Origin of the sequence: Saccharopolyspora hirsuta (assembly GCF_008630535.1) — a bacterium.
GTDB classification, from domain to species: domain Bacteria; phylum Actinomycetota; class Actinomycetes; order Mycobacteriales; family Pseudonocardiaceae; genus Saccharopolyspora; species Saccharopolyspora hirsuta.
Map to the genome: position 1 here is coordinate 62,531 of NZ_VWPH01000001.1, position 25,462 is coordinate 87,992.

Below are 25,462 nucleotides of genomic sequence, written 5' to 3' on the forward strand. Positions count from 1 at the left end.
CGGTGCGGGGAAAGGCCTGTTCAGACGAGAGATCACCGGGCGGCTGCAGCGCGCGGCCGCGGTGGGGAGAGGCGAGCAGCTGGCTGCGCTGGGTTACCAGAACGTTCCGGTAATCTGTGGTGGCAAACACTATGCAGACATGGTGCTTATGTCAAGACAAAGTGTCGGCCCGGTTTCCGGGCGGGCGGGAGAGGTGGGCTCGCGTGGCGGGGAAGAACGGGCGGACGACGATCGTCGACGTGGCGAAGGCCGCCGGGACCTCGGTCGCCTCGGCGTCGGTGGCGCTGCGCGGAGAGCGCGGGGTCTCGGAGCGGACCCGGGCGCACGTCCTCGCGGTCGCGGACCGCCTCGGATACCAGCCCGACCAGCGCGCCCGGCTGCTTCGCGAGCAGAAGTCCCGCCTGCTGGGGGTGACCTTCTCGGTCGACCAGACCTTCCACGCCGAGGTGATCGAGCACCTCTACCGCGCCGCGGACGCCCGGGGCTACGGGCTCGTGCTCAGCGCCACCACGTCCAGCCGCTCGGAACCGGAGGCGATCGACAACCTGCTGCGGGACCGGTGCGAGACGCTGATCCTGATCAGCCCCGAGCTCCGCGACGAGCAGCTGGCGGACCTGGCGGCCCGCGCCTCGCTGGTCACGATCGGCTCGGACCTGCGCGTGACCGGCGTCGACTCGCTGCGCTCGCACGACCACCAGGGCATCGCCGACGCCGTCGCGCACCTCGTCGAGCTGGGTCACCGGGACATCACCTACATCGACGGCGGGGCGATGGTCATGAGCTCGACCAGGCGGGCGGCCTACCTCGACGCGATGGCCGGGCACGGCCTCGACGCGCGGACCCGGGTGATCGCCGGTCGCCCCACCGAGGAGTCCGGGGTCGAGATCGCGACCGCGATGCTCGACGGGCGGGAGCCGATGCCGACCGCGATCCTCGCGCACAACGACATGATCGCGATCGGCGTCCTGCTCACCCTGCGCGCCGGGGGCGTGGCCGTCCCCGGCGACGTCTCGGTGATCGGCTACGACGACACCCGGATGGCGGCGCTGGCCTCGATCCAGCTGACCTCCGTCAGCCAGGACGCCGCCCACCTGGCGACCGCGGCCGTGGACCGCGCCATCCTGCGCGCCGAAGGCCCGGTCGCGGCCGCCGAGGTCGTCACCCCCGCCCGGCTCGTGATCCGGGGGACCACCGCGCCGGGACCTGATCACCCGCGATCCGGCTGATCCTCCGGCAACCGGGCGAAGATCCGGTCCAGGTGGGCCAGGCTGCGCGCGGTGTCGCGACGGGGCACGTCGACGGGGGACCGCTCGTCGAGCGCAGTGTCCTGCTCCAGCACGTACCAGCCCGCGTACCCGGCCCGGTGCACCGCGCGGAGCATCGCCTCGGTGTCGACGTCGCCGTCGCCGAGCGGGACGAACAGGCCCTGCGCGACGGCGGCGGTGAACGGCACGGCTCCGGCGCGGACCTGCTCGGCGAGATCGGCGCGCACGTCCTTGAGGTGGATGTGCCCGATGCGGCCGGGATGGCGCTGCGCCAGGGCGACCGGGTCGGTTCCGCCGATGAGCAGGTGCCCGGTGTCCAGGCACAGCGGCATCGGAGAGTCCGCGACGAACCGCTCCACCTCCTCCTCGGTCTCCACGTGGGTGCCGACGTGCGGGTGCAGCACCGTCCGCAGCCCGTGCCCGGCGACGACCTCCGCGATGCGATCGGCCGTCTCGATCAGCCTGCGCCACTCCTGGTCGCCGAGCGCGGGTCGCTCGTCGTAGCCCGTCAGGCCGGTGGCGGCGGCCAGCACCACCACTTCGCCGCCGCAGCGCGCCATCTGCTCGGCGGCTTGGGCGGCGGCGTCGACGCTGGCCCGCGCGGTGGCCGCGTCGTGCAGCGGCACCGCGAGGAAGCCGCCGACCAGGTCCAGGCCGTGGCGGGCCAGGTCCGACTGCGGGTCCGGCAGGTAGCCGGGCGGTCCCAGTTCGGTGGCCCGCAGCCCCAGCTCGGCCATCTCGGCGAGCACGTGATCGGCCGCCAGCAGGCGACCCCATCCCGGAACTTCGCTGACGCCCCAGGAGATCGGGGCTCCGGCGATCTTGAACCCGGCGGTCATGCGGCCACCTCCGCGGCGAGCGACACCGGGGCGCCGGTGCGCGCCGATTCCTCGCACGCCAGCGCCAACCGGAAGCTGGTGAGGCTTTCGCGGGGCGGCGACGGGTTGGCGGCGCGGCCCGTGATCACGTCGAGGAACACCTTCATCTCGTTGACGTAGGCGTCGTGGTAGCGCTCGGTGAACGACTGCCACGGCGCTTCGGGGTGCGGACCACCGGATTCGAGGGAGCGCAGCGGCGTTCGCCCGTCCCAGCCGACGGCCAGCGAGTCCTCGCTGGCGAAGACCTCCAGGCGGCAGTCGTAGCCGACCGGGTCGTGCCGGGACGCCGACAGCAGGGCATGCGCGCCACCGGCGAAGCGCAGCGCCACGATCGCGTTGTCCACGTCGCCCGCGTCGGCGAACGCCTGGTCCACTAGCACCGATCCGGCCGCGTAGACCTCGGTGACCTCGTCGCCGACCAGCCACGGCACCGCGTCGAGGTCGTGGACGAGGCAGTCCCGGAACAGCCCGCCCGAGGTGGCCACGAACTCCGCGGGCGGCGGCAGGTGGTCGTTGCACACGGCGCGCACCAGGTAGACCGATCCGGCTTCGCCGGAGCGCAGCCGTCGGTGCAGTTCGGCGGTCGCCGGGTCGAACCGCCGCTGGAAGCCGACGAGCACCGGCACCCCGGACGTCTCGATCTCCTCGACCAGCGCCGCCATCTCGGTCAGGTCGGGCGCGAGCGGTTTCTCGCACAGCACGGGCGTTGCGGCGGCGATCGCCCGGCGCACGAGTTCGGGGTGGGTGTCGGTGGGCGTTGCGACCAGCACGCCGTCGGCGGCGACCAGTTCGTCCGCAGTGTCCACTGCGGTGACCGCGCCGCCGAGCGCGGCAGCGGCGTCCGCTGCCCGGCCGGGCACCGGGTCGAACAGCAGGAGCTGGTCCACGTCCGGCAGGGCGGCGAGGTTCGCGGCGTGCATGGAGCCGATCCGGCCGACCCCGGCTACTCCGATCTTCATCTCGGCTACGGCCTCGTTTCGTCTGGGAGGAGGTGAGCGCGATTCCAGGGGGATTGCGCTGCGGCGGCGGAACTTCCGAGAACCCGCAGCGGTGCCGGGGGATTCCCGCACCGCTGGCGGCCCACTGCGCTCGCAGCGTTAGAGCGCTCTAATTTTGGAGCGCTCCAATGGTGTAAGCTCCTTCACGTCGGTGTCAAGACCCTGTTTCCCCTGAGGAGGTCCGCATGGCGCGGCCGACCATGGAGGACGTCGCGGCGCGCGCCGGGGTCTCCCGGGCGCTGGTCTCGCTGGTCATGCGGGATTCGCCGAAGGTGAGCCGGGAACGCCGGGAAGCCGTGCTGCGGGCCGCCGAGGAGCTCGGCTACTCGCCGCACGCCGTGGCGCGGTCGCTGGCCTCGCGCACCTCGACGTTGCTCGGCGTGATGGTCTCCGACCTGCACAACCCGTTCTTCGCCGAGATCGTCGACGGGCTGGACGCGGTCGCCCGCAGCGAGGGCTTCGAGCTGATCATCAACACCGGTGGCCGCAGCGTCGCGCGCGAGCGCGGGGCCGTTCAGAGCCTGCTGTCGTTCCGGCCCGCCGGTCTCGTGCTGCTCGGCGCCGCTGTGCCCGCCTCCGACATCGCCGCCGCCGCGGACAAGGCTCCGGTCGTCCTCGTGGCGCGCGATTCCCGTCTGTCCACCGTGGACACCGTCAACGACGATGGCAAGGCCGGTGCCGAGGTGGTCGTCGACCACCTCGTCGCGCTGGGCCACACCCGGATCGTGCACCTCGACGGCGGCCGCGGCTCGCAGGCGGCGGTCCGCAAGCGCGGCTACGTCGGGGCGATGCGCAAGCACGGCCTGGAACCCGCGGTGCTCAGCAGCGAGTACACCGACAGCGCCGGGGCGAAGGCCGCCGGGCAGCTGCTGGAGCGGTTCGACCCGCTGCCCACCGCGATCGTCGCCGCCAACGACTTCAACGCGGTGGGCGCGATCTCCGCGCTCGACGAGGCGGGACTGCGGGTGCCGCAGGACGTTTCGGTGGTCGGCTACGACAACACCTCGTTGGCCGCGCTCGCGCGCATCGGCCTCACCACGATCGACCAGCCGCGCCGCGAGATGGGCAGGCTCGCCGCCGAGGCGCTGCTGCAGCGCATCCGCGACGGCCGCGTGGAGCCGGTCCGCCACCTCCTGCAGCCGAAGCTGGTCGTGCGCGGCACCACCGGGGTGCCGAGGAGCTGAGGGCGCGGCTCCACGCCGATCGCCGGAGCGGTCAGGCGTTCTCGGTCGGTGCTTTGACCGCGAGCACCGGCACGTCGGCGTTCAGCAGGAGCCGCTGGGCGAGGCTGCCGAGCACGAGCTTGCCGACGGGGGAGCGCTTGCGCATCCCGATGACCAGCAGCTCGACCTCCTCGTGGTGCTCGTCGAGCAGGTCGAGCACGTGGTCGGCGACGTCGACGCCGGGTTCGCGCTCCAGCACCCGCACGTCGACTCCGCTGGGCAGGTCGGCGATCGGGTTGAGCCGGAGGTTGGCCACCAGCAGTCCGGTGTTGCGCAGGTCGGCTTCGGCGGCCGCGGTGCGCAGCGCGACATCGCCTTCCGCGGAATCGGTGACCGCGACGAGAACAGCCATCGTCAACTCCCTCGCACAGCAGGGTGGGTGTACTTGGTGCGCAGTTCGGCTTCCAGGCCTTCCAGGGAACGGCCGCGGGTTTCGGGCACGCACTTGGCCACGAACGTGATCGCGACGATCCCGAGCCCGACGAAGAGGAAGAACGTGGTCGATATGCTGAGCGCGGCGACGAGCACCGGGAAGGTCAGGCCCACCAGGAAGTTCGTCAGCCACAGGGTCAACCCGGCGACGCCGAAGCCGAAACCGCGCAGCTTCAGCGGGAAGATCTCCGAGAGCATCAGCCAGGTGACCGGTGAGATGGCGCCCTGCTGGAAGGCCAGGAACGTCACCGTGAGGGCGAGGACGACGAACGCGCGGACGGTGCCCTCCGGCAGCGCCAGCGACACCACGCCCACCAGCAGCAGCGAGCAGGTGGTGCCGAGCTGACCGGCGAGCAGCATCGGACGCCGGTTCACCTTGCCCAGCAAGTAGATCCCGACGAAGGTCGCGAGCACCGAGATGACCCCGTTGGCGATGTTGGCCAGCAGCGCGCCGTTGGCGGAGAAGCCCGAGGTCTGCAGGATCTGCGTGCCGTAGTACATGATCGTGTTGACGCCGCTGATCTGCTGCACGACGGCGATGCCGATGCCGACCAGCACCAGCCGCCGGATCCACGGCGTGGCCAGGTCCCGCCAGCCGCCGGTCTGCGACTGCTTGTCCTCGGCGGCCAGCCGCTCGACCTCGGCGAGCTCGGCTTCGGCCCGCTGCGGCGTGCGCACCTGGCGCAGCACGTCGAGCGCTTCGCCGAAGCGGCCCTGGGAAGCCAGCCAGCGCGGGCTCTCCGGCATCACCAGCATCCCGAACCACAGGGCCACTGCGGGCAGCGTTGCCACCACGAGCATCCAGCGCCACACGTGCGCGCTGTCGCCGAGCGCGGCGGCGATCCCGGCGTTGAAGGTGAACGCGAGCAGCTGCCCGGAGACGATCATCAGCTCGTTCTGGGTGACCAGCCGCCCGCGCCGCTCGGCGGGCGAGATCTCCGCCAGGTAGGTGGGCACCGTGACCGAGGCGCCGCCGACCGCCAGGCCCAGCACGAACCGGGACCCGACCATGACCGCCGTGGTGGGGGCGAAGGTGCAGCCGAGCGTGCCGATCAGGAAGACCACGGCCAGCAGCAGGATGTTCCGGCGGCGACCGCGCTGGTCGGAGATGCGGCCGCCGACGATCGCGCCCAGCGCGGCGCCGAGCAGCAGCGAGCTGGTGACCAGCCCCTCGGTCACCGGGGTCAGGCCGAGGTCCTCGGTCATGAACGGCAGCGCACCGTTGATGACGCCGGTGTCGTAGCCGAAGAGCAGGCCGCCGAAGGTGGCGATCAGGGTGACCATGCGCAGGCGGCGGCGATGCGGGCCGGGGGCCTCCGGGGGGACGGGTGGCGTTGTCGTCTCGCTCTGGGTGGAAGGCATCGTGGGTCCTTCGGTGTGGCCAGCAGTGCTTCCCGAGGGGGAGGTGCCGGTCTCGTGCGCGGCTGGGCGTCGGCGGATCGCGGGACGCCCGTGGTGGCGGATGGGCCGCATCGTCCGGGTTCGCGAGGTCGATGCGCGGATGGGCCGGGGAACCGGGTTCAGCCTCGGCCGTTCTCGCCTGGTGCGCCCCGAGGTGGCGCGGCGACGTCCGTACTATGCTGCCGGTCACACAAGTTTGTCAAGACATATCGACATGGTCGGGCTGGGGGCGCCGTGCTCCGCCCGACCCGCAGCGGAGCACGGCGGAAGTGCTCACCAGGTCTTGACGTACTCGTCGATCTTCTCGCGCATGTAGATCGAGGACTCGCGGGCCCGGTCCTCCCAGGCGAACACGCAGGCGACCATGATGCCGTCGAAGTCGTTGTCGCGCAGGCAGCCGAAGAACTCGTCCCAGTCGACCTCGCCCTGCCCGATGTCGAGGTGCTGGTGGATGCGGGCGGGCGAGCCCGGCGGGTTGACGATGTAGCGCAGCCCGGACGACGCGGTGTGGTCGAAGGTGTCCGCGACGTGCACGTGGGTGAGCAGGTCGCCGGCGCGCTTCATGATGCCCGGCGCGTCGTTGCCCATGTGGAAGGTGTGCGGCGCGCAGTAGAGGAACTGCACGTTCGGCGAGTTGATGCCGCGCACCATGTCCACCGCGACGTGACCGTCCTCGACGAAGTCGTCGGGGTGCGGTTCGAGCTTGAGCGTGATGCCCTCGCGCTCGAAGATCGGCAGCAGCTCCTCCACGGACCGCCAGAACTGGCCCTCGCTGCGGTCGGGCGATTCCGGGCGGCCGTTGAACTCCGAGACCATCACGTCGACGCCGAGGTCGCTGGTGATCTGGATGGCGCGCTTCCAGTAGCGCACGGCCGCTTCGCGCTGCTCGTCCTCCGGGCCGGACCACCGGTACAGCGGCAGCACCGAGGCGACGCCGACCCCGGCCGCGTCGAGTTCCCGGCGGAACCGGCGGACCGTGGCGTCGTCGACGCGGGGGTGCTTGAAGAAGGGCAGGAAGTCCTCGCGCGGGGACAGCTCGATCCACTCGTAGCCGAGTTCGGCCACCAGGCGGGGGAGTTCGAGCAGCGGGGTGAACCGGAACATGTGCGGGTCGAGTGCGATTTTCACGGTGACTCCTCGGGTGGCGTGTCAGGAGTAGAAGTCGGGGCGGTCGGCGAGCTCGACCTCGGTGCGCTGGCCGGTGGCCTGGGCCTGGACGCCCGCCTCGCAGGCGGCTGCCGCGGCGTAGCCGTCCCAGGCGTCCGCGGCGGCCGGGTCGGTGCTGCCGCGGCGGGCGGCGTGCGCCCAGCGCTGGAACTCCTGGTCGAAGGCGGCGCCGAAGCGGTCGCGGAAGTCCTGCGGGACGGCGCCGCCCCAGCGGGCGCTCTGGTGGACGAGCGGACCTCTGCTGGCGCCGATCAGCGCGGTGCCCCGCTCGCCGACCGCCTCGCAGCGCACTTGGTAGCCGAACCCGCAGTTGACGAAGATCTCCACGTCGACCAGCACGCCGCCGGTGGTCTCGATGGTGACCACCTGCGGGTCGAGCAAACCTTCCGGCGCGGCCCCCGAGGAGTGCGGCCACCGCACGGACACCGCGCTGATCTCCTGGTCGAGCAGCCAGCGCGTGGTGTCGAACTCGTGCACCACCGAGTCGTAGATCATCATCTGGCTGGTGAAGCCGGGTGGTGTCTCGGCGTTGCGGTGCGCGCAGTGCAGCAGCAGCGCGCGGCCGAGGTCGCCGGTGCCGAGCAGCTGCTTGAGCTCGACGTACTCGGGGTCGAAGCGGCGCATGAACCCGACCTGCACCAGGTGCTTGCCGCGCGCTTCCTCGGCTTCGACGACCCGCAGCGAGGACTTCGAGTCCGGGGTCAGCGGTTTCTCGCACAGCACCGGGATGCCCCGCTCGATCGCCGCCAGCAGCAGCGGTTCGTGAACCGCGCCGGGCGAGGCGATCACCAGAGCGTCCACATCGGACGCGCCGATCACCTCGAAGGGGTCCTGCTCGGCGCGGGCCCCGGTACCGGCCGCCGCCTGCGCCGCGCGCTCGCCGTCGGGGTCCCCGACGGCGACCAGCCGGGCATTGCTGATCCGCTCGTGGATGCGGCGCGCGTGATCGGCGCCCATCTTCCCGGCGCCGATGAGACCGACCCGCAGGTCCTGGTCGCTCATGAAATCCTCCTGTGCCGCAATGGCTTTCGACTGGGGAGCGGCGCGGCCGCTCGGGCTGCGCAGGTCGACCACCCGAGCGGGACGGCCGCGAGGGGCGGTCCTTCAGCGGCCGGTGCCGCAGCGGGTCAGGTAGTCGCGGGTGCGGCGCGCGATCGGCAGCGGGACGTCCGGGTGGACCGGGTAGAGGTCCTGCTCGACGATCGCGAACAGGTCGGCGTCGAGGTTCTCGGTGGCCTTGATGATCGGCTCCAGGTCCGGCACCCCGGCAGGTGGCTCGCACATGACGCCGCGCTGCACGGCGGGCCCGAACGGCAGGTCCTCGGCCCGCACCCCGGCCAGGACCTCCGGGTCGACCTGCTTGAGGTGCAGGTAGCCGATGCGGCTGGGGTGCTTCTCGATCAGCGCCAGGTTGTCGCCGCCGCAGTAGGCGATGTGCCCGGTGTCCAGGCACAGCGTCACCAGGTCGGGATCGGTGATCTCCAGGAAGCGCTCGACGTGCTCCTGGGTGTCGACGTGGCTGTCGGCGTGCGGGTGGAACTGCAGCTGCACGCCGAACTCCTCGCGCAGCGCCCTGGCGAGCCGGTCGGTGCCCTTGCCCAGCGCCGTCCACGCCTCGGTGCTGAGGGTGCGGTCTTCCAGCTGTTCGCCGGTGGCCGGGTCGCGCCACATGTCCGGGATGACCACGATGTGCTCGGCGCCGAGCGCGCTGGTCAGCTCTGCGACCTGGCGGACGTGCTCCCAGGTCTCGGCCCAGACGTCGCCGCGGTGGAAGCCGGTGAAGCAGGTGCCCGCCGAGAGCGTGAGGTCGCGGGTGCCGAGCTCGTCGCGCAGCTGCTCGGGGTCGGTGGGCAGGTATCCGTAGGGGCCGAGTTCGATCCACTCGTAGCCGGCTTCGGAGACCTCGTCGAGGAAGCGGTGCCACGGGGTCTGCTTGTCGTCGTCCGGGAACCAGACCCCCCAGGAGTCCGGTGCCGAACCGATCCGCAGGCGGGCGTCGTTGCTCATCGGTGCCCTTCCCCCCCGGCAGGCGGCGCTGCCGAACCGGCCGGGTGTTCAGGTGGGGAGGTGGTGTTGTCCCGGCGGGGTTCGCGCGCCTGCGGCCCGGTGCTCTGCCGGTGGGCGCGGCGCGGAACGCGTCGCCGTTCGGTAGCCGGTAGTTTTCACCGCCGGAACACACCTGTCAAGAAAAAGTCCTGACATATTTACGTACTGAGCAACTTGGGCGCGAGGTCGGTCCCGCGGCCGCCTCAGGTGTCGCCGCGCAGCGAGAGGTCGAACGAGTAGCGCGAGGCGCGGTAGACGTGCGAGCCGTACTCGACGACCTTGCCGCTCTGGTCGTAGGTGGTGCGCTCCATCGTGAGCAGCGCGGCGCCCGCGGGCTCGTCGAGCAGTTCGGCCTCGGTCTCGGTGGCCACGCGCGCGCCGATGGTCTGGTGGGCGGCGTGCAGCTGCACCCCGGCGGCGCGCAGCAGTTGGTAGAGCCCGCGCTCTTCGAGCAGGTCGTCGTCCGGCTCGATCAGCCCCGCGGGCAGGTAGTTCTGCATCCGCGCGATCGGTTCACCGCGCGCGGAGCGGACCCGCTGCAGGTGCAGCGCCTTGTCCTGCTCGGAGATGCCGAGGATGTGCGCGATCTCGGGGGAGGGGGTGATGATCTCGTTGACCAGCACCTTCGTGGTGGGCTGCTGGTCGATCCGGCTGAGGTCGTCGAAGAGGCTGCTCAGTTCGAGCGACCGCTTGACCCGGTTGAACACGACCTGGGTGCCGGCGCCGCGCTTGCGCACCACCAGTCCCTTGTCGACCAGGGAGCCGATCGCCTGCCGGACGGTGGGGCGGGACAGCCCGAGCTGGGCGGCGAGGTCGACCTCGTTGTCGAGGCGCGCACCGACCGGCAGGGCGCCGGAGTCGATGGCTTCCTCGATCTGGCTGGCGACCTGGTAGTAGAGCGGGACCGGGCTGCGGTGGTCCACGGAGATCTGGGTGGCCGGGTCCCAGGGCGGCTTCGGGCTCCGACGTCTCTTTGTCGAGGTCACCTGCACACGGTACCAAGAACGCTCGACATCATTAAGTAATTATGTACTGACAAAGTCTTGACAGTGTTCCGGCCCGCCGAGTAGACAGGAGCCACCACGCGTTCCGGCCATCGACGGCCCGCGATCCTTCCGGAGGTCTCTGGCATGAGCCGCCCGTTCGACGTCATCACGATGGGCCGCATCGGAGTGGACATCTACCCGCTGCAGACCGGTGTGCCCCTGCCGCAGGTGGAGACCTTCGGCAAGTACCTCGGCGGCACCGCGACCAACGTGGCCGTGGCAGCCGCGCGGCTCGGCCACCGCAGCGCGGTGATCAGCCGGACCGGCGCCGACCCGTTCGGCGAGTACGTCCACCAGGCGCTGCGCGGGTTCGACGTCGACGACCGGTGGGTCAGCGCGGTCGAGCAGTACCCGACGCCGGTGACGTTCTGCGAGGTGTTCCCGCCCGACGACTTCCCGCTGTACTTCTACCGCCAGCCCAAGGCGCCGGACCTGGAGATCCGCGCCGACGAGCTGGACCTGGGCGCGATCGCCGAGACGCGCATCTTCTGGATGACCGGCACCGGGCTGGCCGAGGAACCCAGCCGCTCGGCGACGCTGGCCGCGCTGCGGCACCGCGCCAAGCGCGGCACCACGGTGTTCGACCTGGACTGGCGGCCGATGTTCTGGCCCGACCACGGCGAGGCGCGCCACTGGTACCGGGAGGCGCTGCCGCACGTCACGGTGGCGGTCGGCAACCTCGACGAGGTCGAGCGCGCCGTTGGCAGCCGCGACCCCGAGAAGGCGGCGGAACTGCTGCTGGACGCGGGCGTCGAACTCGCCGTCGTCAAGCAGGGGCCGGCCGGAGTGCTCGCCCGCACCCGCGACGCGGAAGTCGTCGCGCCCCCGGTCCCGGTCGACGTGGTCAACGGCCTCGGCGCGGGCGACGCCTTCGGCGGGGCGCTGTGCCACGGACTGCTCGCGGGCTGGGACCTGGAGCGGACCATGCGGTTCGCCAACGCAGCCGGTGCGCTGGTCGCCTCCCGCCTCGCCTGCTCCTCGGCGATGCCCTACGAGCACGAGGTCGAGGACCTGCTTTCCCCGAATTCCGATCGCCGGGCGCACAGCGCTTGAGCGGCAACGAAAGTGAGCACCGTGTCTGATCTGAGCATCACCGACCTCACCTGGGTGCGCGCGACGCGCCCCGGGGCGATCGCGGACGCAGCGGCGGTCCGGGCGCGGCGACCGCTGCTCGGTGACAACGGCCGCATGATGATCGTGGCCGCCGACCACCCGGCGCGCGGCGCGCTCGCCGCCGGGGCGAACCCGCTGGCCATGGCCAACCGCACCGACCTGCTGGAGCGGCTGTGCATCGCGCTGCAGCGCCCCGGCGTGGACGGCGTGCTGGGCACCGCCGACATCCTCGAAGACCTCCTGCTGCTCGGTGCGCTGGAGAACAAGGTCGTCATCGGCTCGATGAACCGCGGCGGCCTGGCCGGAGCGGACTTCGAGCTCGACGACCGCTTCACCGGGCACCGGGCGGAGGACATCGAGCGGCTGCGGTTCGACGCCGGGAAGCTGCTGCTGCGGCTGGACCTGACCGACCCCGGTTCGCTGAACACCATGCACGGCGCGGCCGAGGCGATCAACGACCTCGCCGAGCGCGGGCTGATGGCCATGGTCGAGCCGTTCCTGTCGCACCGGGTGGACGGCAAGGTGCGCAACGACCTGTCGGTGGAGGCGGTCGCCCGCTCCATCTCCATCGCCTCCGGCCTGGGCGGCACCTCGGCGCACACCTGGCTGAAGGTGCCGGTCGTCGACGACATCGACCAGATCGGGCGGGCGCTGGAGGCCACCACGTTGCCGACCGTGCTGCTCGGTGGTGAGGTGTCGGCGGACCCGGCGGCGACCCACGAGCGCTGGCACAAGGCGCTGCAACTGCCGAACGTGCGTGGTCTCGTGGTCGGCCGGACCTTGCTGTACCCGCACGACGACGACGTGGCCGGGGCCGTCGACGCCGCGGTCGGTCTGCTGTGAGCCTGGGAGGATCAGCGTTGACGGACAAGCGCTTCCACCGCCCCGCCGGAACGACGGCGCGGGGCGAGTACACGACCTGCGTCGATCCCGAGTCGGCGGGCTGGGGCTACTCGTCGCTGCGGGTGCTCGAACTCGGGGCCGGTGCGCAGCACGAGATGTCCACTGAGGACAGCGAGTGGATCGTGCTGCCGCTGTCCGGCGCCTGCACCGTGGCGTGCGACGGCGAGGTGTTCGAACTGGCCGGGCGCACCAGCGTGTTCGACGGGGTCACGGACTTCGCGTACGTGCCGCGGGACGCGCAGGTCCGGATCAGCAGCGCGGCCGGTGGCCGGTTCGCGCTGACCGGCGCGCGCTGCGAGAACCGGCTGCCCGCCCGCTACGGCCCGGCCTCCGGGGTGCCGGTCGAGCTGCGCGGCGCCGGGCAGGCCAGCCGCCAGGTCAACAACTTCGGCGCGGCGCACGTGTTCGAGGCCGACCGGTTGATCGCCGTCGAGGTGCTCACCCCGTCGGGGAACTGGTCGTCGTTCCCGCCGCACAAGCACGACGTGCAGCGGGACGGCGAGTCTCAGCTGGAGGAGATCTACTACTTCGAGATCGCCGACGCCCGCGGCACCTCCGGGGTCGGCTACCAGCGGGTCTACCCGTCCGGCCCGGACCGCACCACCGACGTGCTCGCCGAAGTGCGCAGCGGGGACGTGGTGCTGATCCCGGACGGCTGGCACGGGCCGTCGATGGCGGTGCCCGGCTACGACATGTACTACCTCAACGTGATGGCCGGTCCCTCGCCGGACCGGGCCTGGCTGATCTGCGACGACCCCGCGCACGCGTGGGTGCGCGACACCTGGGCCGAGCAGCCGGTGGACCCGCGGCTGCCGCTCTACACCGCTCCTGAAGAGACCACAGTGGAGGAACGATGACCACCCGGCGGTTGACGGTCGCGCAGGCGCTGGTGCGGTTCCTCGCCAACCAGCACACCGAGCGCGACGGGGTGCGACGCCGCTTGATCGCCGGCTGCTGGGGCATCTTCGGCCACGGCAACGTCGCCGGGATCGGCCAGGCGCTGCTGGAGTCCGAGGGCGAGATGCCCTACTTGCAGGGGCGCAACGAGCAGGCGATGGTGCACGCGGCGGTCGGGTTCGCCCGCCAGAGCAACCGGATGTCGACCTACGCGTGCACGACCTCGATCGGGCCGGGCGCGACGAACCTGGTCACCGGGGCGGCGCTGGCCACCATCAACCACCTGCCGGTGCTGCTGCTGCCGGGCGACGTCTTCGCCACCCGGCCCGCGGACCCGGTGCTCCAGCAGCTCGAAGTGCCGCACGCGCGGGACGTGTCGGTCAACGACTGCCTGCGGCCGGTGTCGCGCTACTTCGACCGGATCTGGCGCCCGGAGGCGCTGATCCCGTCCGCGCTGGACGCGATGCGTGTGCTCACCGACCCGGTGGAGACCGGTGCGGTGACCCTGGCGCTGCCGCAGGACGTGCAGGCCGAGGCTTACGACTGGCCCGAGGAGTTCTTCGCCGAACGGGTCTGGCGGGTGCACCGCCCGGCACCGGACGCGCAGTCGGTGGCCGAGGCCGCCGAGCGGATCCGCGCCGCGAAGCGACCGCTGATCATCGCCGGTGGCGGGGTGCACCACAGCGGTGCGGAGAAGGCGCTGCGGACCTTCGCCGAGCGCACCGGGATCCCGGTGTCCGAGACGCAGGCGGGCCGCGGCTCGCTGCGCTTCGACCACCCCTGCGAGCTGGGCTCGATCGGCCACACCGGCACCGCGGTCTCCGACGACATCGCCCGCACCGCGGACCTGGTCATCGGCATCGGCACCCGCTACTCGGACTTCACCACCGCGTCGCGCACCCTGTTCGCCGACCCGGGCGTGCGGTTCGTCAACGTCAACATCACCTCGCTGGACGCCCACAAGCAGGCGGCGACCCCGGTGATCGGCGATGCGCGGGCAGCGCTGGAGCAGCTGACCGGCGCGCTCGACGGGCACCGGGTGGCCGAGGACTACGTGCGGGAGTACCGCGCGGGTGCGCAGCGGTGGGCCGAGGTCGTCGAGCGGACCACCCGCAGCGCGGCCGGGGACGAACGGCCGGGGCAGGCCGAGGTGCTGGGCGTGCTCGACGAGGTGCTCGACGACCGCGACGTGGTGATCAACGCCGCCGGATCGCTGCCCGAGGACCTGAACAAGCTGTGGCGGGTCAAGGAACACCGGCAGTACCACGTGGAGTACGGGTTCTCGTGCATGGGCTACGAGATCCCCGCCGCCATCGGCGCCCGGCTGGCCGACCCGTCGCGCGAGGTGTTCGCGCTGGTCGGCGACGGCACCTACCTGATGATGCCGACCGAGCTGGTCACCGCCGTGCAGGAGGGCATCAAGATCAACCTGGTGCTGGTGCAGAACCACGGCTACGCCTCGATCGGCGGCCTGTCGGAGAAGGTCGGCGGCGAGCGGTTCGGCACCGCCTACCGCTACCGCGACGACACCGGCGCCTTCACCGGGGAACCGCTGCCGGTGGACCTGGCCGCCAACGCCGAGAGCCTCGGCGTGGACGTGCTGCGAGCCTCCACCGTGGACCAGCTGCGCAACGCGCTGCGGGCCGCCCGGTCCTCGGACCGTCCGACGGCGGTGTACGTCGAGACCGACCCGGCGAAGGCGCAGCTGCCGCCGGAGGCGTGGTGGGACGTGCCGGTGGCCGAGGTCTCCACCCGCGAGAGCACCCAGCTCGCGCGCAAGCGCTACGAGGACCAGGCGCGTGCTCAGCGCCACCACCTGTGACTTCCGGATCGTGAGGAAAACGCTGTGAAGACCATTCAGCACTGGATCGACGGCAAGATCGCCGAGGGCACCTCCGACCGCTTCGGCCGGGTGACGAACCCGGCGACCGGTGCGCAGACCGCCCGGGTCGCGTTCGCCGACGTGTCCGAAGTGGACGCCGCGGTGGAGTCCGCGGCCAAGGCGTTCGCCTCGTGGGGCACCGCGTCGCTGGCCAAGCGGACGCAGGTGCTGTTCAACTACCGCGAACTGCTCAACAAGCACCGCGACGAGATCGCCGCGCTCATCACCGCCGAGCACGGCAAGGTGCACTCCGACGCCCTGGGCGAGGTCGCCCGCGGGATGGAGATCGTCGAGCTCGCCTGCGGGATCCCGCAGCTGCTCAAGGGCGAGACCTCGACGCAGGTCTCCACCCGGGTCGATGTGGAGTCGATCCGGCAGCCGCTGGGGGTGGTCGCCGGAATCACGCCGTTCAACTTCCCGGCCATGGTGCCGCTGTGGATGTTCCCGCTGGCCATCGCCTGCGGCAACACCTTCGTGCTCAAGCCCAGCGAGAAGGACCCCTCGGCCGCGCTGCGGCTGGTCGAGCTGGCCGCCGAAGCGGGCCTGCCCGACGGCGTGCTGAACCTGGTGCACGGCGACAGGACCGCGGTGGACCGGCTGCTGGAGCACCCCGACGTGGCGGCGGTCAGCTTCGTCGGCTCGACCCCGATCGCCAAGCACGTGCACGACACCGCCGGGGCCAACGGCAAGCGGGTGCAGGCGCTGGGCGGCGCGAAGAACCACATGCTGGTGCTGCCGGACGCCAACCTCGACCAGGCCGCCGACGCCGCGGTCTCGGCGGCCTACGGCTCGGCGGGGGAGCGGTGCATGGCGGTGTCGGTGGTCGTCGCGGTCGACCCGATCGGCGACGAGCTGGTCGGCAAGATCGCCGAGCGGGCCCGCGGCCTGCGCATCGGTCCGGGCACCGACCCGGCCAGCGAGATGGGGCCGCTGATCACCGCCGAACACCGGGACAAGGTCGCCTCCTACGTGCCCAAGGCCCGGGAGCAGGGCGCCGAGGTCGTGGTGGACGGCACCGGCCTGCAGGTCGAGGGGCACGAGAACGGCTTCTTCGTCGGCGTGAGCCTGCTGGACAAGGTCACCCCCGACATGGACGCCTACCGCGACGAGATCTTCGGCCCCGTCCTGTCCGTCGTCCGCGTCGCCAGCTACGAGGAGGGGCTGGCGCTGATCAACTCCTCGCGCTGGGGCAACGGCACGGCGATCTTCACCCGCGACGGCGGCGCGGCCCGCCGCTTCCAGCTCGAAGTCCAGGCGGGCATGGTCGGCGTCAACGTCCCGATCCCGGTGCCGGTGGGCTACCACTCCTTCGGCGGCTGGAAGGACTCCCTGTTCGGCGACCACCACATCTACGGCAACGACGGGATCCACTTCTACACCCGAGGCAAGGTCGTCACGACCCGCTGGCCCGACCCCAGCGACGGCGGCATCGACCTCGGCTTCCCCAGCAACACCTGACCGGTGTCGGTGCTGAGGCCAGGGCCTGTGCGAAAGTGACCCGGACCGAACTCGGTGTTGCGGACGCACAGGCCCAGACCTCGCTCGGCGACCGTTGCTCGGACTGGGGCGTACTGGTTGAGGCGGCGCTCCGGACTTCGTTCGGCTCTCAGTACATGCGCCGAGGGTCGACGGCCCCAACGGCTCCATTCACCCGACTGGCGGAGCCGGAGTGCCGTCGGCCAACTCGTCCGGGGCCACCACCAGACGCACCGCCGACGCTCTCTCGCAACCACGCGCCCTCATTCCCGACCTGCACCGAGTTACCGCTTTCCAAGCGCTGCACGGCGAGCTCGAACAAGATGGGGACTTGTTTTCCCTGGCCACCCCGGATTCCGTCGAATTCAGCGAGTCGGACCATGCTGAATGCAGTTGGTGATGCCGCGTCGGCAACCGGGGATCCGGGCTTCGACATCGGAGAGGTGTCGTGGGCCACCGCGTGCAACAGATTGCCTCATGGCAATCAAATCACGGCGCGTGTCGAGGGTGCGCACGTCGCCGGTCCAGCTGCTCCGACTGGTGCTTTCGTGCTGGCGAAAGGCCAGGTCGGTGGTTGGGTGTCGCCGGTTTCTCCGCTTTGGCGCGCTGAGGAAACATCATCTCGGGGTACGGTTGTGCTCGCGACGCCGTCGCTGCTGAGTGTGCCGATGCGGAGGAGCGGTCCATGCCAAAGCCCGAACCGGCCATCAAGAATCCGGACAAGGGATACGTAGCACTTCTCGGGTGGAGCCTCAACGCGGTGGAGGCTCTCGACCGGTTCGACCGGCGGTACGTCGTCGTAGCGCCGGACTGGGCCGAGGAGTACTGCTCGGAACACGACATTCCCTACTTGCCGTGGAACTTCGAGCGGCTCAACGACCGCTCGATGGAGATCGCCGAGACGCTCAAGGCGGAGGGCGTCGACATCGCGATCCCGCTCTTCGAGGAGACGGTGGAGTGGGCCGGGGCGATCAACTCCGTCCTGCTGGACAACCCGCGCCTGTTCGGGCAGGCCATGCTGCTGCGGGACAAGGCGCTGATGAAGCGCCGCGCCCAGCTGGGCGGGATCCGGGTCGGGATCTTCGAGGAGGCCCACGACCGGGACGACGTGATCCGCTTCCTCAAGCGCGTCAACCAGACGTTGCTCAAGCTCGACGGGGACCCGAACGACCCGATCCACATCAAGGCGTTCGACAAGGCCGGGTGCCTGGGGCACCGGGTGATCCGCACGCCGGACGAGATCGACACGATTCCGGACGAGGAGTTCCCGGTCCTCATGGAGTCGCACCTCGACGGCTGGGAGTTCGCCGTCGAGGCGTGGATCCACAACGGGAAGATCAAGTTCCTCAACATCTCCGAGTACGTCACGCTCGGTTACTCGGTGTTCGTTCCGGCGACGCCGGAGCTGGAGCGGTACCGGCCGCAGATCACCGCGCAGATCGAGAAGCTCATCAAGACCTTCGACATCGAGTTCGGGTTCGTGCACCCGGAGTACTTCGTCACCAGCGACGGCGAGATGTACTTCGGCGAGGTCGCCTACCGACCGCCCGGTTTCAAGGTCTTCGAGCTGCTGGAGCGGGCGTACGGGTTCAACGCCTACCAGGGGCTGGTGCTGGCCTTCGACCCGAAGACGACCGAGGAGGAGATCGACGCCTTCTTCCCGCGCGAGGTCGTCGACGCGACCGGGGTCGCGGGCTGCTTCGGCGTCTACCCGCGCCGCCGGGTAGTCAACGAGCTGCGGATCCCGGAGGAGACCGAGGACGATGACTACTACGAGTCGCACGACCTCTCGGCGCCGCTGGAGGAGACGGTCACCAAGAGGACCGCGTTCGGCAACCACTGGGGTCTGGTGTACTTCTTCGGTGACGACCCCTACCGGATGCGCGATCTGTTGAAGAAGCAGGAAGAGCTCGACTTCTACGTCTGACGGCTCCGCCGGGCGCAGGAGACCTACCCGAGGGACACCTTTGAAACGGAATGCCGACGTCACGGGCGAGGTCACGACGCTGGACAAGCGCGTGGCCTCGCTCGACGCCGCTGTTCAAGCCATGGCCGAGACCCGCGACTTCGGGAAGCACGCGAAGCTGCGGCGGGTCCTGGAGGCGCTGCGGCGGGTGCTGCTGCAGCCGGGCGGCGCCGCAGCTGTCCAGGCCCGGGCGCAGGCGCTGGAGGAGGCCGGCCTGTTCGCGGGTACCGACTGGGCATCGCCGGAGATCCTGCTCCCGTCGCTGGTCGGCCCCGGGCTGCGCAGCGGGGACGCGGACACCGTCGTGGTGGAGGCGACCAGCGAGCTGCGGATGCTCGCCGTCGCCCGCGGCGAGTACGAGCACCCGACCGTCTCCGCCGAGGACGCGCGCCAGTTCCTCTCCCAGGTGCTGGCGATGAACCTGGAGCTGCTGTTCACCCCGCCCAGCGAGGCGGAGCGGGTCCGGCAGGGCCGGACCGCGCAGCTGATCCGGGACCTGTTCCGGCACCTCGCCGAGGAGATCGGCTACGACAACGTGCTGGACGAGCTGGTCGACGAGATCTGGCGGATCCTGCGCCAGCGCCCGATCCAGGTCGACCAGGTGCAGTCGCTGATCACCCGGATCGCGATCTACCGCGACGATCCGGACGTCGACCTGGGCCCGTCGGCCGGGCAGGGCCTCGACCGGCTCATCACCAGCCTGTTCGGGACCACCGAGGCGTGCCGGGACGACCCCGGCCTGGACGTCTTCCGCGCCAGGCTGGAGGCGATGGACACCGGTGGCCTGCAGTACGAGGCCACCGGGTTCGCCCGGGCGATGCACGACACCGGGCTGGTGTCGCCCTACCACGCCGAGCTGCTGCGGTTCCTGCTGCACGAGAGCGACTACCTGGTCGGTGAGGCGCTCGGGTTGTCCGACATCGGCCGCAACTGCCTGCTGCGCTACCGCGACCTGGTGCACCGGCTGATCGAGGAAGCGGTGCACCCGCAGACCGCGCAGTGCGTCTACGGGCTTGCGCTGCTGCTCGACCGCGGCATCCTCTACGAGCCGCCGGTGGTGCCTGCGCTGTGGCGCCAGCTGGCCCTGGACCTAGCGCCGGTCGCGCGGCAGCGGTTGACGGCGGTGTTCGGCGACCAGCCGGGGCCGAACGCGCGATTGACCGCGGGCGTGCTGTCGGTGCTGGGCCAGCCGCTCGGTGTCGGGCAGGGCGACAACCCGACCTGCCAGTCGGCCCGCGCGCTGTCGATGTGGGCGTACAACGACCCGGACTACCTGCTGCAGGTGGTGGTCTGGGCGGCCCGCGACGACGAGATCATCATGCACTTCGAGGGCCAGCCGGTCTCGTCGAAGGACTGCGACACCGGTGTCGCGAGCACCCTGCCGGTGGACCTGGACCCGGTGTCGTTGCTGGTGGTGCCCCACCTGGACCGGATCTACGCGGAGATGGGCAGGCGCTGCGCCGATCGGCCCGGGGACCCGCACCGGTGGGTCAACCCCGAGTTCCACGGCTGGTGGGCGGGCCGCGGGTTCTGGATCAACGTCGAGGTCGCGACCGGCAAGCTGGTCGACCTCGACGGGTTCCTGCGGCAGTTCCACGCGAGCTACCACCCCGCTTACAACGGCGGGCAGCCGGTGATCCACCCGCAGCCGGCGGGCATCGCGGTCACCGACAGCGCCGCCCGCTACATCGGCTGGCACGCGATCACGATCCTGCGGGTCGCACCGGATCCGCAGGACGTCATGCGGGTGTACTTCTTCAACCCGAACAACGACAGCGGCCAGGACTGGGGCGACGGCGTGGTGGTCTCCACCGCGGGCAACGGCGAGCGGTTCGGCGAGGCCTCGCTGCCGTTCGACCAGTTCGCCTCGCGGCTCTACATCTTCCACGCCGACCCGCTCGAGCGCGGGGAGCCGGAGAGCGTGCCCGCCGAGGACGTCGCGCGGATCATCGGCTACATCGAGCGCAGCTGGGGCGCCGACCGCCTGCCCGCGGGTGAGCTGCAGGCCACGAAGGATCCGCAGTCCGACCCGCGCGCACCCCGGTGACCTGCTCTCCGCCACGCTGACGGGGCTGGGATCGGCCTCGCCCGCCCATGACGCACCGGTGGCTCCCCAGCCGACTTGAGCTGGGGAGCCACCGAAGAGCGGAGAGCGGGTCAGACCACGCGCACGAGGTCGGCCTGCGGGCCCTTGGGGCCCTGGCTGACCTCGTAGGTCACCTGCTGGTCCTCCTCCAGGCTCCGGAAGCCGCCGGCGTCGATGGCCGAGTAGTGCACGAACACGTCCGGGCCGCCCTCGTCCGGGGCGATGAAGCCGAAGCCCTTTTCCGAGTTGAACCACTTCACGGTTCCGTTGGTCATGTGAGTCTCCTCCTGGGAGCTGGGGTATGACGGGCAACCACACCGCGCGGTTGTCCGGGCCGGGGGATCTCAGACGGCGGCTAACTCCAGCTGCGACCAAAGGAAGAAGCTCGCCCGCATCATCATCTGCGAGCATGCACGAAACACGAACCCAGAAACAACGGCCACTGCTGACCATACACGCCACGCGGTCGTCGTCAAGCAGGGCGCGGCGGTGATCGCAGTCGAAGTTCTGCGTCAGCTGGTCCGGTGGGGGGCGTCCGGGGGCGCTGCCGTCGGCGCGAGCGCGGTGTGGATCGTGTCGTGGCACTCGAGCAGGGCGTGGAGGCCTGCTGCCTGGAGCGCGTCCTGAACGGCGCGGTTCGAGGTGACGATGCGGAGGGTGCCGCCGCGGGTTTGGGTCAGCATGTGGGCGTGGGTCAGCAGCTGCAGGTCCGGGACGTTGAGCAAGTACATGGTGCTGAGGTCCACGACGACCAGCCGGGTCGTCGACGTCGGCTGCGGCCAGAGGATCGTCTCGAGCTTCTCCACCGTTTCGGCATCGACGGTGCCGCTCACGGTGATGACGACCGTGTCGGGTCTGGGGAAGGTCGCCTGGACGCTAGGTCCAGCTGGCGGTCTCCCCTCGATGGTCTCGCGGAGCGCCACGGCCTGCGCGTTCTCGGTGCGGGCCTCGGGAGTTCGATTCTCAGGAGTCATTCAGTTGTCCTTCCGCGGGCGAGCCTTCTCGCGGCTCGGTCCAGTGGCTGTGCGCAGCGAAGCTCCGTGTGATCTTATAGTTTGCTTGCCGTAGGACAAGCAAGTGTCGTGGCGCGTTGATCACGGGTCGCTACTGCGTGCGAGCGGTACCGGCGCCCTCAATATTGATTGCCATATGGCAAATAAGCTGCATGTCTCGTGCGTGGTGGGGGAGTGTGCTCCGGGTGACGGGGACGAGAGCCGATCAGAGCAGGATCCAGTTCCGTTCCTGCGCCGCGGGGCTCCCGCCGTGGTGCGGTCCCAGCCAGTCGACGCACACCGCCACGGCGTCGTCGTCCAGGTCGCTGTCCTGGAGGAAGGCCCGGAGGTCGCTGAGCAGCGATCGCACGGCTTCGGCCGGGTCCAGGTGCCGACTGCTGTACAGCGCTCGTCGCAGGGCGCTGGTGCTGTAGTTGCGGTCCGCGAGCACGGCGTCGTAGATGCCGTCGGTGAGGATGAAGAGCCGGTCTCCCGGCTCGAGCTGGAAGTGCTGCACCTCGTACTCGGTGCCGTCGAGTATCCCGAGCGGGAGCTGGGCGTCCAGGTCGACCTGTTCGACACCGTCGTCGCGGACGCGCCATACCCGGGGTGAGCCGGCGTCGATGGCGCGGACCTCACCGGTTACCAGGTCGATCTGCATCAGGAGCGTCGAGACGTGCTGGGACCCCGCGTGATGCGACCAGATGGCCTGGTCGGCGAGCGCTGCCTGCGTGGCGAGGTTGGCTCCGCTGCGGCGGGCGTTGCGCAGCGCTGTGATCGCCAAGGTGGTCAGCATGGCGGCGGAGGTGCTCTCGCCCATGCCGTTGGTGACCGCGACGGTCAGCGAGTCGACGTCCTGGGCCCAGTCGAAGTTGTCGCCGCGGACGGCGTAGGCGGGTTCGAGCTGGCCCGCGAGCCGGTAAGCAGCGCATTCCGCGGAACGCACGGGTAACAGCTGCCATTGCATCTCAGCGGCGAGCGTCAGCCGTTGGGGTCGGCGCGCGCGCCGGTACCGGTCGGTCGCCACTTCCGCGAGGGTGATGGCGTGCGCGGCGAGCGCCGCTGCTTCCGCGAGTTCCTCGCGCGTCGCTTCGTCGGGCTCGTCAGGCAGCCGGAGCCAGAGGACGCCCAGCCGGTCGCCCCGAACGGTCATCGGCAGGTGCAGCGCCACTTCGCCGTCGAGCGGCTGTTGGACGTGCACCTGGTCGCAGAAGACGCGCCCCTCCAAGGTCGCGACCAGGGGAATGCCGGGGCCCTCGGGTTCGAGCACCGGTTCCAGGACCGCGAGCCTGAGATCGACCAGGTAGATCTCCAACCCGGCAACGCCGAAGTGGTGGCCCAGCAGCGCTTCGAGCACGCCCGGCAACTCGTGGGCGGGAGCGTTGCGCAGGGCTCGATCGATGGACTCGAGACGAGTGGGGACGATCACCTTTTCTCCGGCTTCACCTGGGCCCGCTCAACTGCGGGCGATCTTCGATCCTGACGTGACAGAATGCGTCCGGGAGTCCGAAGGAGCACGATGCACCCCGGCTAGGAGGATTGTTCTGGTGCGCCAACCCGAGTCTGTTTCCTCCGAAGCGCTGGACGACTTCGAAGCCGGTGTCGGGCTGCTCCTGGTCGTGTGGGCGCGCAGCGCCGAACGCATCAAGCCCAAGGTCTCGGCGTCGCAGCTGCGGGCGCTCGTCGTCGTGGACAGGCACGGCGCCATCAACGTCATGAGCCTGGCCGACGAGCTGGGTTCGATCCCCTCCGTGACGAGCAGGCTGTGCGATCGGCTCCAGGCCGCCGGACTCCTCGACCGGGTCGCCAGCGAGGGGGACCGCCGCGAGGTCATGCTCCAGCTGTCCAGGGACGGTCGCCGCCTGCTCCGCCAGTTCCGCCGGGAGCGCCAGGCCGACCTGAAACAGGTGCTGGACGCCATGAGCCCCCGAAGCCGCAGTGCGCTGCTCACCGGGATGAGCGCCTTCTACGCGGCCGCGACCGAGCTCGACCTGTCCGAGGACATGCTCGCCTGACCTGCTGACCGGTGCTGTCCGTGCCAGACCGGGCTGGCCATTCCTGCCGGTCGGAGCGGCGCGGATGCGACCATGTCTTCGCCCTTCCCGTTTTACTTGTCGGAGGACAAGTAAAGTACCGCCCTTGCGGCGTGCGGCACCAGCCGGGGCGGATGCGTCACCGGTTCGTCGTGATCTGGCAGCGGCACGGTCGAGCGCGCCTGCGGAAGCGGGCCGAGCGGTTCCCGTCCTGCGGACCGCGCCCACGTGATCTAGGCTGAGCGCTGCCGCACTCCCCCGCGGTAGAGGTCGGGACGTTCTCGGGCCCAGCTGCCATGCCTGGGCTCAGGACCTCTCGACGAGTTCCTGCCGGGCGGTGGTGGGCGGAGCCCCCAACGACCGCCGCCCACCGCCGCTCCCTCGAAGGACCCTTGCGTTCCCCCGTGGGCGACCGCCTGCGCGGTGGGTGGGTGTGGACAGCTACCGCTCCGGGTACCTCCATGTCCAAGGACTCCGGAGGTGGTGGAAGTGGTGGAGCCCCCCGGTGCCCGCCGGTGTGCACTCGTTCGGGCCCGTCGTCGGCCCGCGCTTCGACGCCGCCTGAGCTTGTCCAGATGCGTGATTTGGAGAGGGGGCGGTGACGATGGCCGGTGAAGGTGCTGGTGCGCGGAGCCGGGAGGACGTCAGCACGGAATCCAGCTGGGCGACCACCTCAGCTCGGGCCGGCGAGGCGGCCACGACCGAGGTCGCCGAGACCGAGCACGGGCGCACCACGATCGCCGCCGGTGTGGTGCAGAAGATCGCCGCAGTCGCGACCCGCGAGATCTCCGGGGTGGCCGCGCTCGGGGGCGGTGTGGCGCGGGTGTTCGGTGCGCTGCGGGAACGCATCCCCGGATCTTCGGCTTCGCAGACCTCGGGCGTGGCGGTCGAAGTGGGGGAGAAGCAGGCTGCGATCGACCTGGAGATCACGGTGGAGTACGGGATCGCGCTGCCGGATCTGGCGCGGGCGGTGCGGCGCAACGTCATCACCGCGGTGGAGCGCATGACCGGGCTGGAGGTCGTGGAGGTCAACATCGTCGTCAGCGACATCCGCCTGCCCGGTGAGGAGGAATCCCCGGCTCCCGCGCGCGTGCAGTGAGGACCGCCGCCGGTTCGCGCTGTCCGGCTCGCCCGCTTCTTCGAAGCGCTTCGCAGGCCAGGCCCGGTCGCTGACCTGGGTGGTGGGCACGGGATGTGATCTTCGGTAGCGTGGCGGAATCGAACAGGAAGGCGGTGATGCGAGTGAGCAACTCGGCTCCGAGCCAGATGACCGTGGACCAGCTCGCCGAGATCGTGCAGCAGCTGCGCGAGAGCGGCTCGGGCGACACCCCGGTGGCCGTCAACGTCGGTGACCGCCTCGTCCTGCCCGTGTTGCACAGCGCTGTGCGATCCCACGAAGGGCACGCCTACCTCGAACTCCGCGCGCCCGACGTCACGCACATGGGCTAGGCCCACTCGGTGGGGACGAGACGCGGGCGGTGTCACACGTTCGGCGGTACGCGGGAACGATCAACGCAGTACGGTCGGGACTCCGCCGCGCGCAGGAGCGTGGCGCCGGTGCCCCGGGTCGGCCCACCACGGCCCGGGGCACCGCCACGTTCGCGGTGACACCGCAGCCGGTGCCCAGCCTGCCGCGATCGTCCTGTTCAGTTGCCCAG

At 70.7% G+C, this 25,462-nt stretch carries 23 protein-coding genes; 12 read left to right on the forward strand and 11 right to left on the reverse strand.

Going from position 1 to position 25,462, the window contains the following annotated elements; all coding sequences use genetic code 11:
* Positions 1-203 precede the first annotated feature (203 nt).
* Positions 204-1,226, forward strand: coding sequence for a LacI family DNA-binding transcriptional regulator (locus F1721_RS00280; RefSeq protein ID WP_211840262.1), 1,023 nt, complete (start codon positions 204-206; stop codon positions 1,224-1,226).
* On the opposite strand, the gene F1721_RS00285 is transcribed toward F1721_RS00280, so the two are convergent.
* Both F1721_RS00285 and F1721_RS00290 read right to left on the reverse strand, forming a co-directional pair.
* Positions 1,208-2,104 (reverse strand): TIM barrel protein, encoded by an 897-nt coding sequence (locus F1721_RS00285; protein WP_150064459.1) that lies wholly within the window; start codon positions 2,102-2,104, stop codon positions 1,208-1,210. The two genes, F1721_RS00280 and F1721_RS00285, sit on opposite strands and share 19 nt — an antisense overlap.
* Positions 2,101-3,102 (reverse strand): Gfo/Idh/MocA family protein, encoded by a 1,002-nt coding sequence (locus tag F1721_RS00290; protein WP_150064460.1) that lies wholly within the window; start codon positions 3,100-3,102, stop codon positions 2,101-2,103. The genes F1721_RS00285 and F1721_RS00290 overlap by 4 nt, the downstream gene beginning before the upstream one ends.
* Before the next feature lie 224 nt (positions 3,103-3,326).
* Here F1721_RS00290 and F1721_RS00295 point away from each other — a divergent pair, with 224 nt between their 5' ends.
* Positions 3,327-4,325 (forward strand): LacI family DNA-binding transcriptional regulator, encoded by a 999-nt coding sequence (locus F1721_RS00295; protein ID WP_150064461.1) that lies wholly within the window; start codon positions 3,327-3,329, stop codon positions 4,323-4,325.
* Positions 4,326-4,356: 31 nt separating this feature from the next.
* Here F1721_RS00295 and F1721_RS00300 read toward each other — a convergent pair whose 3' ends face one another.
* The 6 genes from F1721_RS00300 to F1721_RS00325 form a co-directional block, all read right to left on the reverse strand.
* Entirely contained in the window at positions 4,357-4,716 is a 360-nt protein-coding gene (locus F1721_RS00300) for a universal stress protein (protein ID WP_150064462.1), read from the reverse strand.
* A gap of 2 nt (positions 4,717-4,718) precedes the next feature.
* The gene (locus tag F1721_RS00305; RefSeq protein ID WP_150064463.1) at positions 4,719-6,158 is read right to left on the reverse strand and encodes a sugar porter family MFS transporter; all 1,440 of its coding nucleotides are present in this window, start codon (positions 6,156-6,158) and stop codon (positions 4,719-4,721) included.
* 312 nt (positions 6,159-6,470) lie between these two features.
* Positions 6,471-7,325 carry a sugar phosphate isomerase/epimerase family protein gene (locus tag F1721_RS00310; protein WP_150064464.1) on the reverse strand — a complete coding sequence of 285 codons (855 nt, stop codon included), beginning with the start codon at positions 7,323-7,325 and terminating at the stop codon, positions 6,471-6,473.
* Positions 7,326-7,346: 21 nt separating this feature from the next.
* Positions 7,347-8,366 (reverse strand): Gfo/Idh/MocA family protein, encoded by a 1,020-nt coding sequence (locus tag F1721_RS00315; protein WP_150064465.1) that lies wholly within the window; start codon positions 8,364-8,366, stop codon positions 7,347-7,349.
* Between the two features lie 102 nt (positions 8,367-8,468).
* Positions 8,469-9,371, reverse strand: a complete 903-nt coding sequence (locus tag F1721_RS00320; RefSeq protein ID WP_150064466.1) for a sugar phosphate isomerase/epimerase family protein — start codon at positions 9,369-9,371, stop codon at positions 8,469-8,471.
* Between the two features lie 242 nt (positions 9,372-9,613).
* Positions 9,614-10,396, reverse strand: coding sequence for a GntR family transcriptional regulator (locus F1721_RS00325; protein WP_281288725.1), 783 nt, complete (start codon positions 10,394-10,396; stop codon positions 9,614-9,616).
* A 144-nt stretch (positions 10,397-10,540) separates the two neighbouring features.
* On the opposite strand from F1721_RS00325, the gene iolC reads away from it, so the two are divergent.
* The 7 genes from iolC (at position 10,541) to F1721_RS00360 (ending at position 20,740) form a co-directional block, all read left to right on the forward strand.
* Complete coding sequence (gene iolC / locus F1721_RS00330; protein ID WP_150064467.1) at positions 10,541-11,509, forward strand: 5-dehydro-2-deoxygluconokinase; 969 nt, start codon at positions 10,541-10,543, stop codon at positions 11,507-11,509.
* Positions 11,510-11,530: 21 nt separating this feature from the next.
* Positions 11,531-12,412, forward strand: a complete 882-nt coding sequence (locus tag F1721_RS00335) for a Cgl0159 family (beta/alpha)8-fold protein (RefSeq protein ID WP_150064468.1) — start codon at positions 11,531-11,533, stop codon at positions 12,410-12,412.
* 17 nt (positions 12,413-12,429) lie between these two features.
* Positions 12,430-13,329, forward strand: coding sequence for a 5-deoxy-glucuronate isomerase (iolB, locus tag F1721_RS00340; protein WP_150064469.1), 900 nt, complete (start codon positions 12,430-12,432; stop codon positions 13,327-13,329).
* Positions 13,326-15,191, forward strand: coding sequence for a 3D-(3,5/4)-trihydroxycyclohexane-1,2-dione acylhydrolase (decyclizing) (gene iolD, locus F1721_RS00345; RefSeq protein WP_150064470.1), 1,866 nt, complete (start codon positions 13,326-13,328; stop codon positions 15,189-15,191). Before iolB ends, iolD begins: the two co-directional genes overlap by 4 nt.
* A gap of 24 nt (positions 15,192-15,215) precedes the next feature.
* On the forward strand, positions 15,216-16,709 hold the full coding sequence (locus F1721_RS00350) for a CoA-acylating methylmalonate-semialdehyde dehydrogenase (RefSeq protein ID WP_150064471.1): 1,494 nt from the start codon (positions 15,216-15,218) through the stop codon (positions 16,707-16,709).
* Positions 16,710-17,412: 703 nt separating this feature from the next.
* Entirely contained in the window at positions 17,413-18,654 is a 1,242-nt protein-coding gene (locus F1721_RS00355) for an ATP-grasp domain-containing protein (RefSeq protein ID WP_150064472.1), read from the forward strand.
* A 40-nt stretch (positions 18,655-18,694) separates the two neighbouring features.
* Positions 18,695-20,740 (forward strand): hypothetical protein, encoded by a 2,046-nt coding sequence (locus tag F1721_RS00360; protein ID WP_150064473.1) that lies wholly within the window; start codon positions 18,695-18,697, stop codon positions 20,738-20,740.
* 110 nt (positions 20,741-20,850) lie between these two features.
* On the opposite strand, the gene F1721_RS00365 is transcribed toward F1721_RS00360, so the two are convergent.
* The 3 genes from F1721_RS00365 to F1721_RS00375 all read right to left on the reverse strand — a co-directional run bounded on the left by F1721_RS00365 (position 20,851) and on the right by F1721_RS00375 (position 23,200).
* Positions 20,851-21,054 (reverse strand): cold-shock protein, encoded by a 204-nt coding sequence (locus tag F1721_RS00365; protein WP_150064474.1) that lies wholly within the window; start codon positions 21,052-21,054, stop codon positions 20,851-20,853.
* A gap of 237 nt (positions 21,055-21,291) precedes the next feature.
* A complete protein-coding gene (locus F1721_RS00370; protein ID WP_150064475.1) occupies positions 21,292-21,753 on the reverse strand; it encodes an STAS domain-containing protein in 462 nt (153 codons plus the stop codon).
* A gap of 244 nt (positions 21,754-21,997) precedes the next feature.
* Positions 21,998-23,200 carry a PP2C family protein-serine/threonine phosphatase gene (locus F1721_RS00375; RefSeq protein WP_211840263.1) on the reverse strand — a complete coding sequence of 401 codons (1,203 nt, stop codon included), beginning with the start codon at positions 23,198-23,200 and terminating at the stop codon, positions 21,998-22,000.
* A 118-nt stretch (positions 23,201-23,318) separates the two neighbouring features.
* Between F1721_RS00375 and F1721_RS00380 the strand changes: the two genes are divergently transcribed.
* From F1721_RS00380 to F1721_RS00390, 3 genes are all read left to right on the forward strand, one after another.
* Positions 23,319-23,786 carry a MarR family transcriptional regulator gene (locus F1721_RS00380; RefSeq protein WP_170301312.1) on the forward strand — a complete coding sequence of 156 codons (468 nt, stop codon included), beginning with the start codon at positions 23,319-23,321 and terminating at the stop codon, positions 23,784-23,786.
* A gap of 622 nt (positions 23,787-24,408) precedes the next feature.
* Positions 24,409-24,903, forward strand: a complete 495-nt coding sequence (locus tag F1721_RS00385) for an Asp23/Gls24 family envelope stress response protein (RefSeq protein WP_150064933.1) — start codon at positions 24,409-24,411, stop codon at positions 24,901-24,903.
* A 143-nt stretch (positions 24,904-25,046) separates the two neighbouring features.
* Positions 25,047-25,253, forward strand: coding sequence for a hypothetical protein (locus F1721_RS00390; protein WP_150064477.1), 207 nt, complete (start codon positions 25,047-25,049; stop codon positions 25,251-25,253).
* The last annotated feature ends 209 nt before the right edge of the window (positions 25,254-25,462 follow it).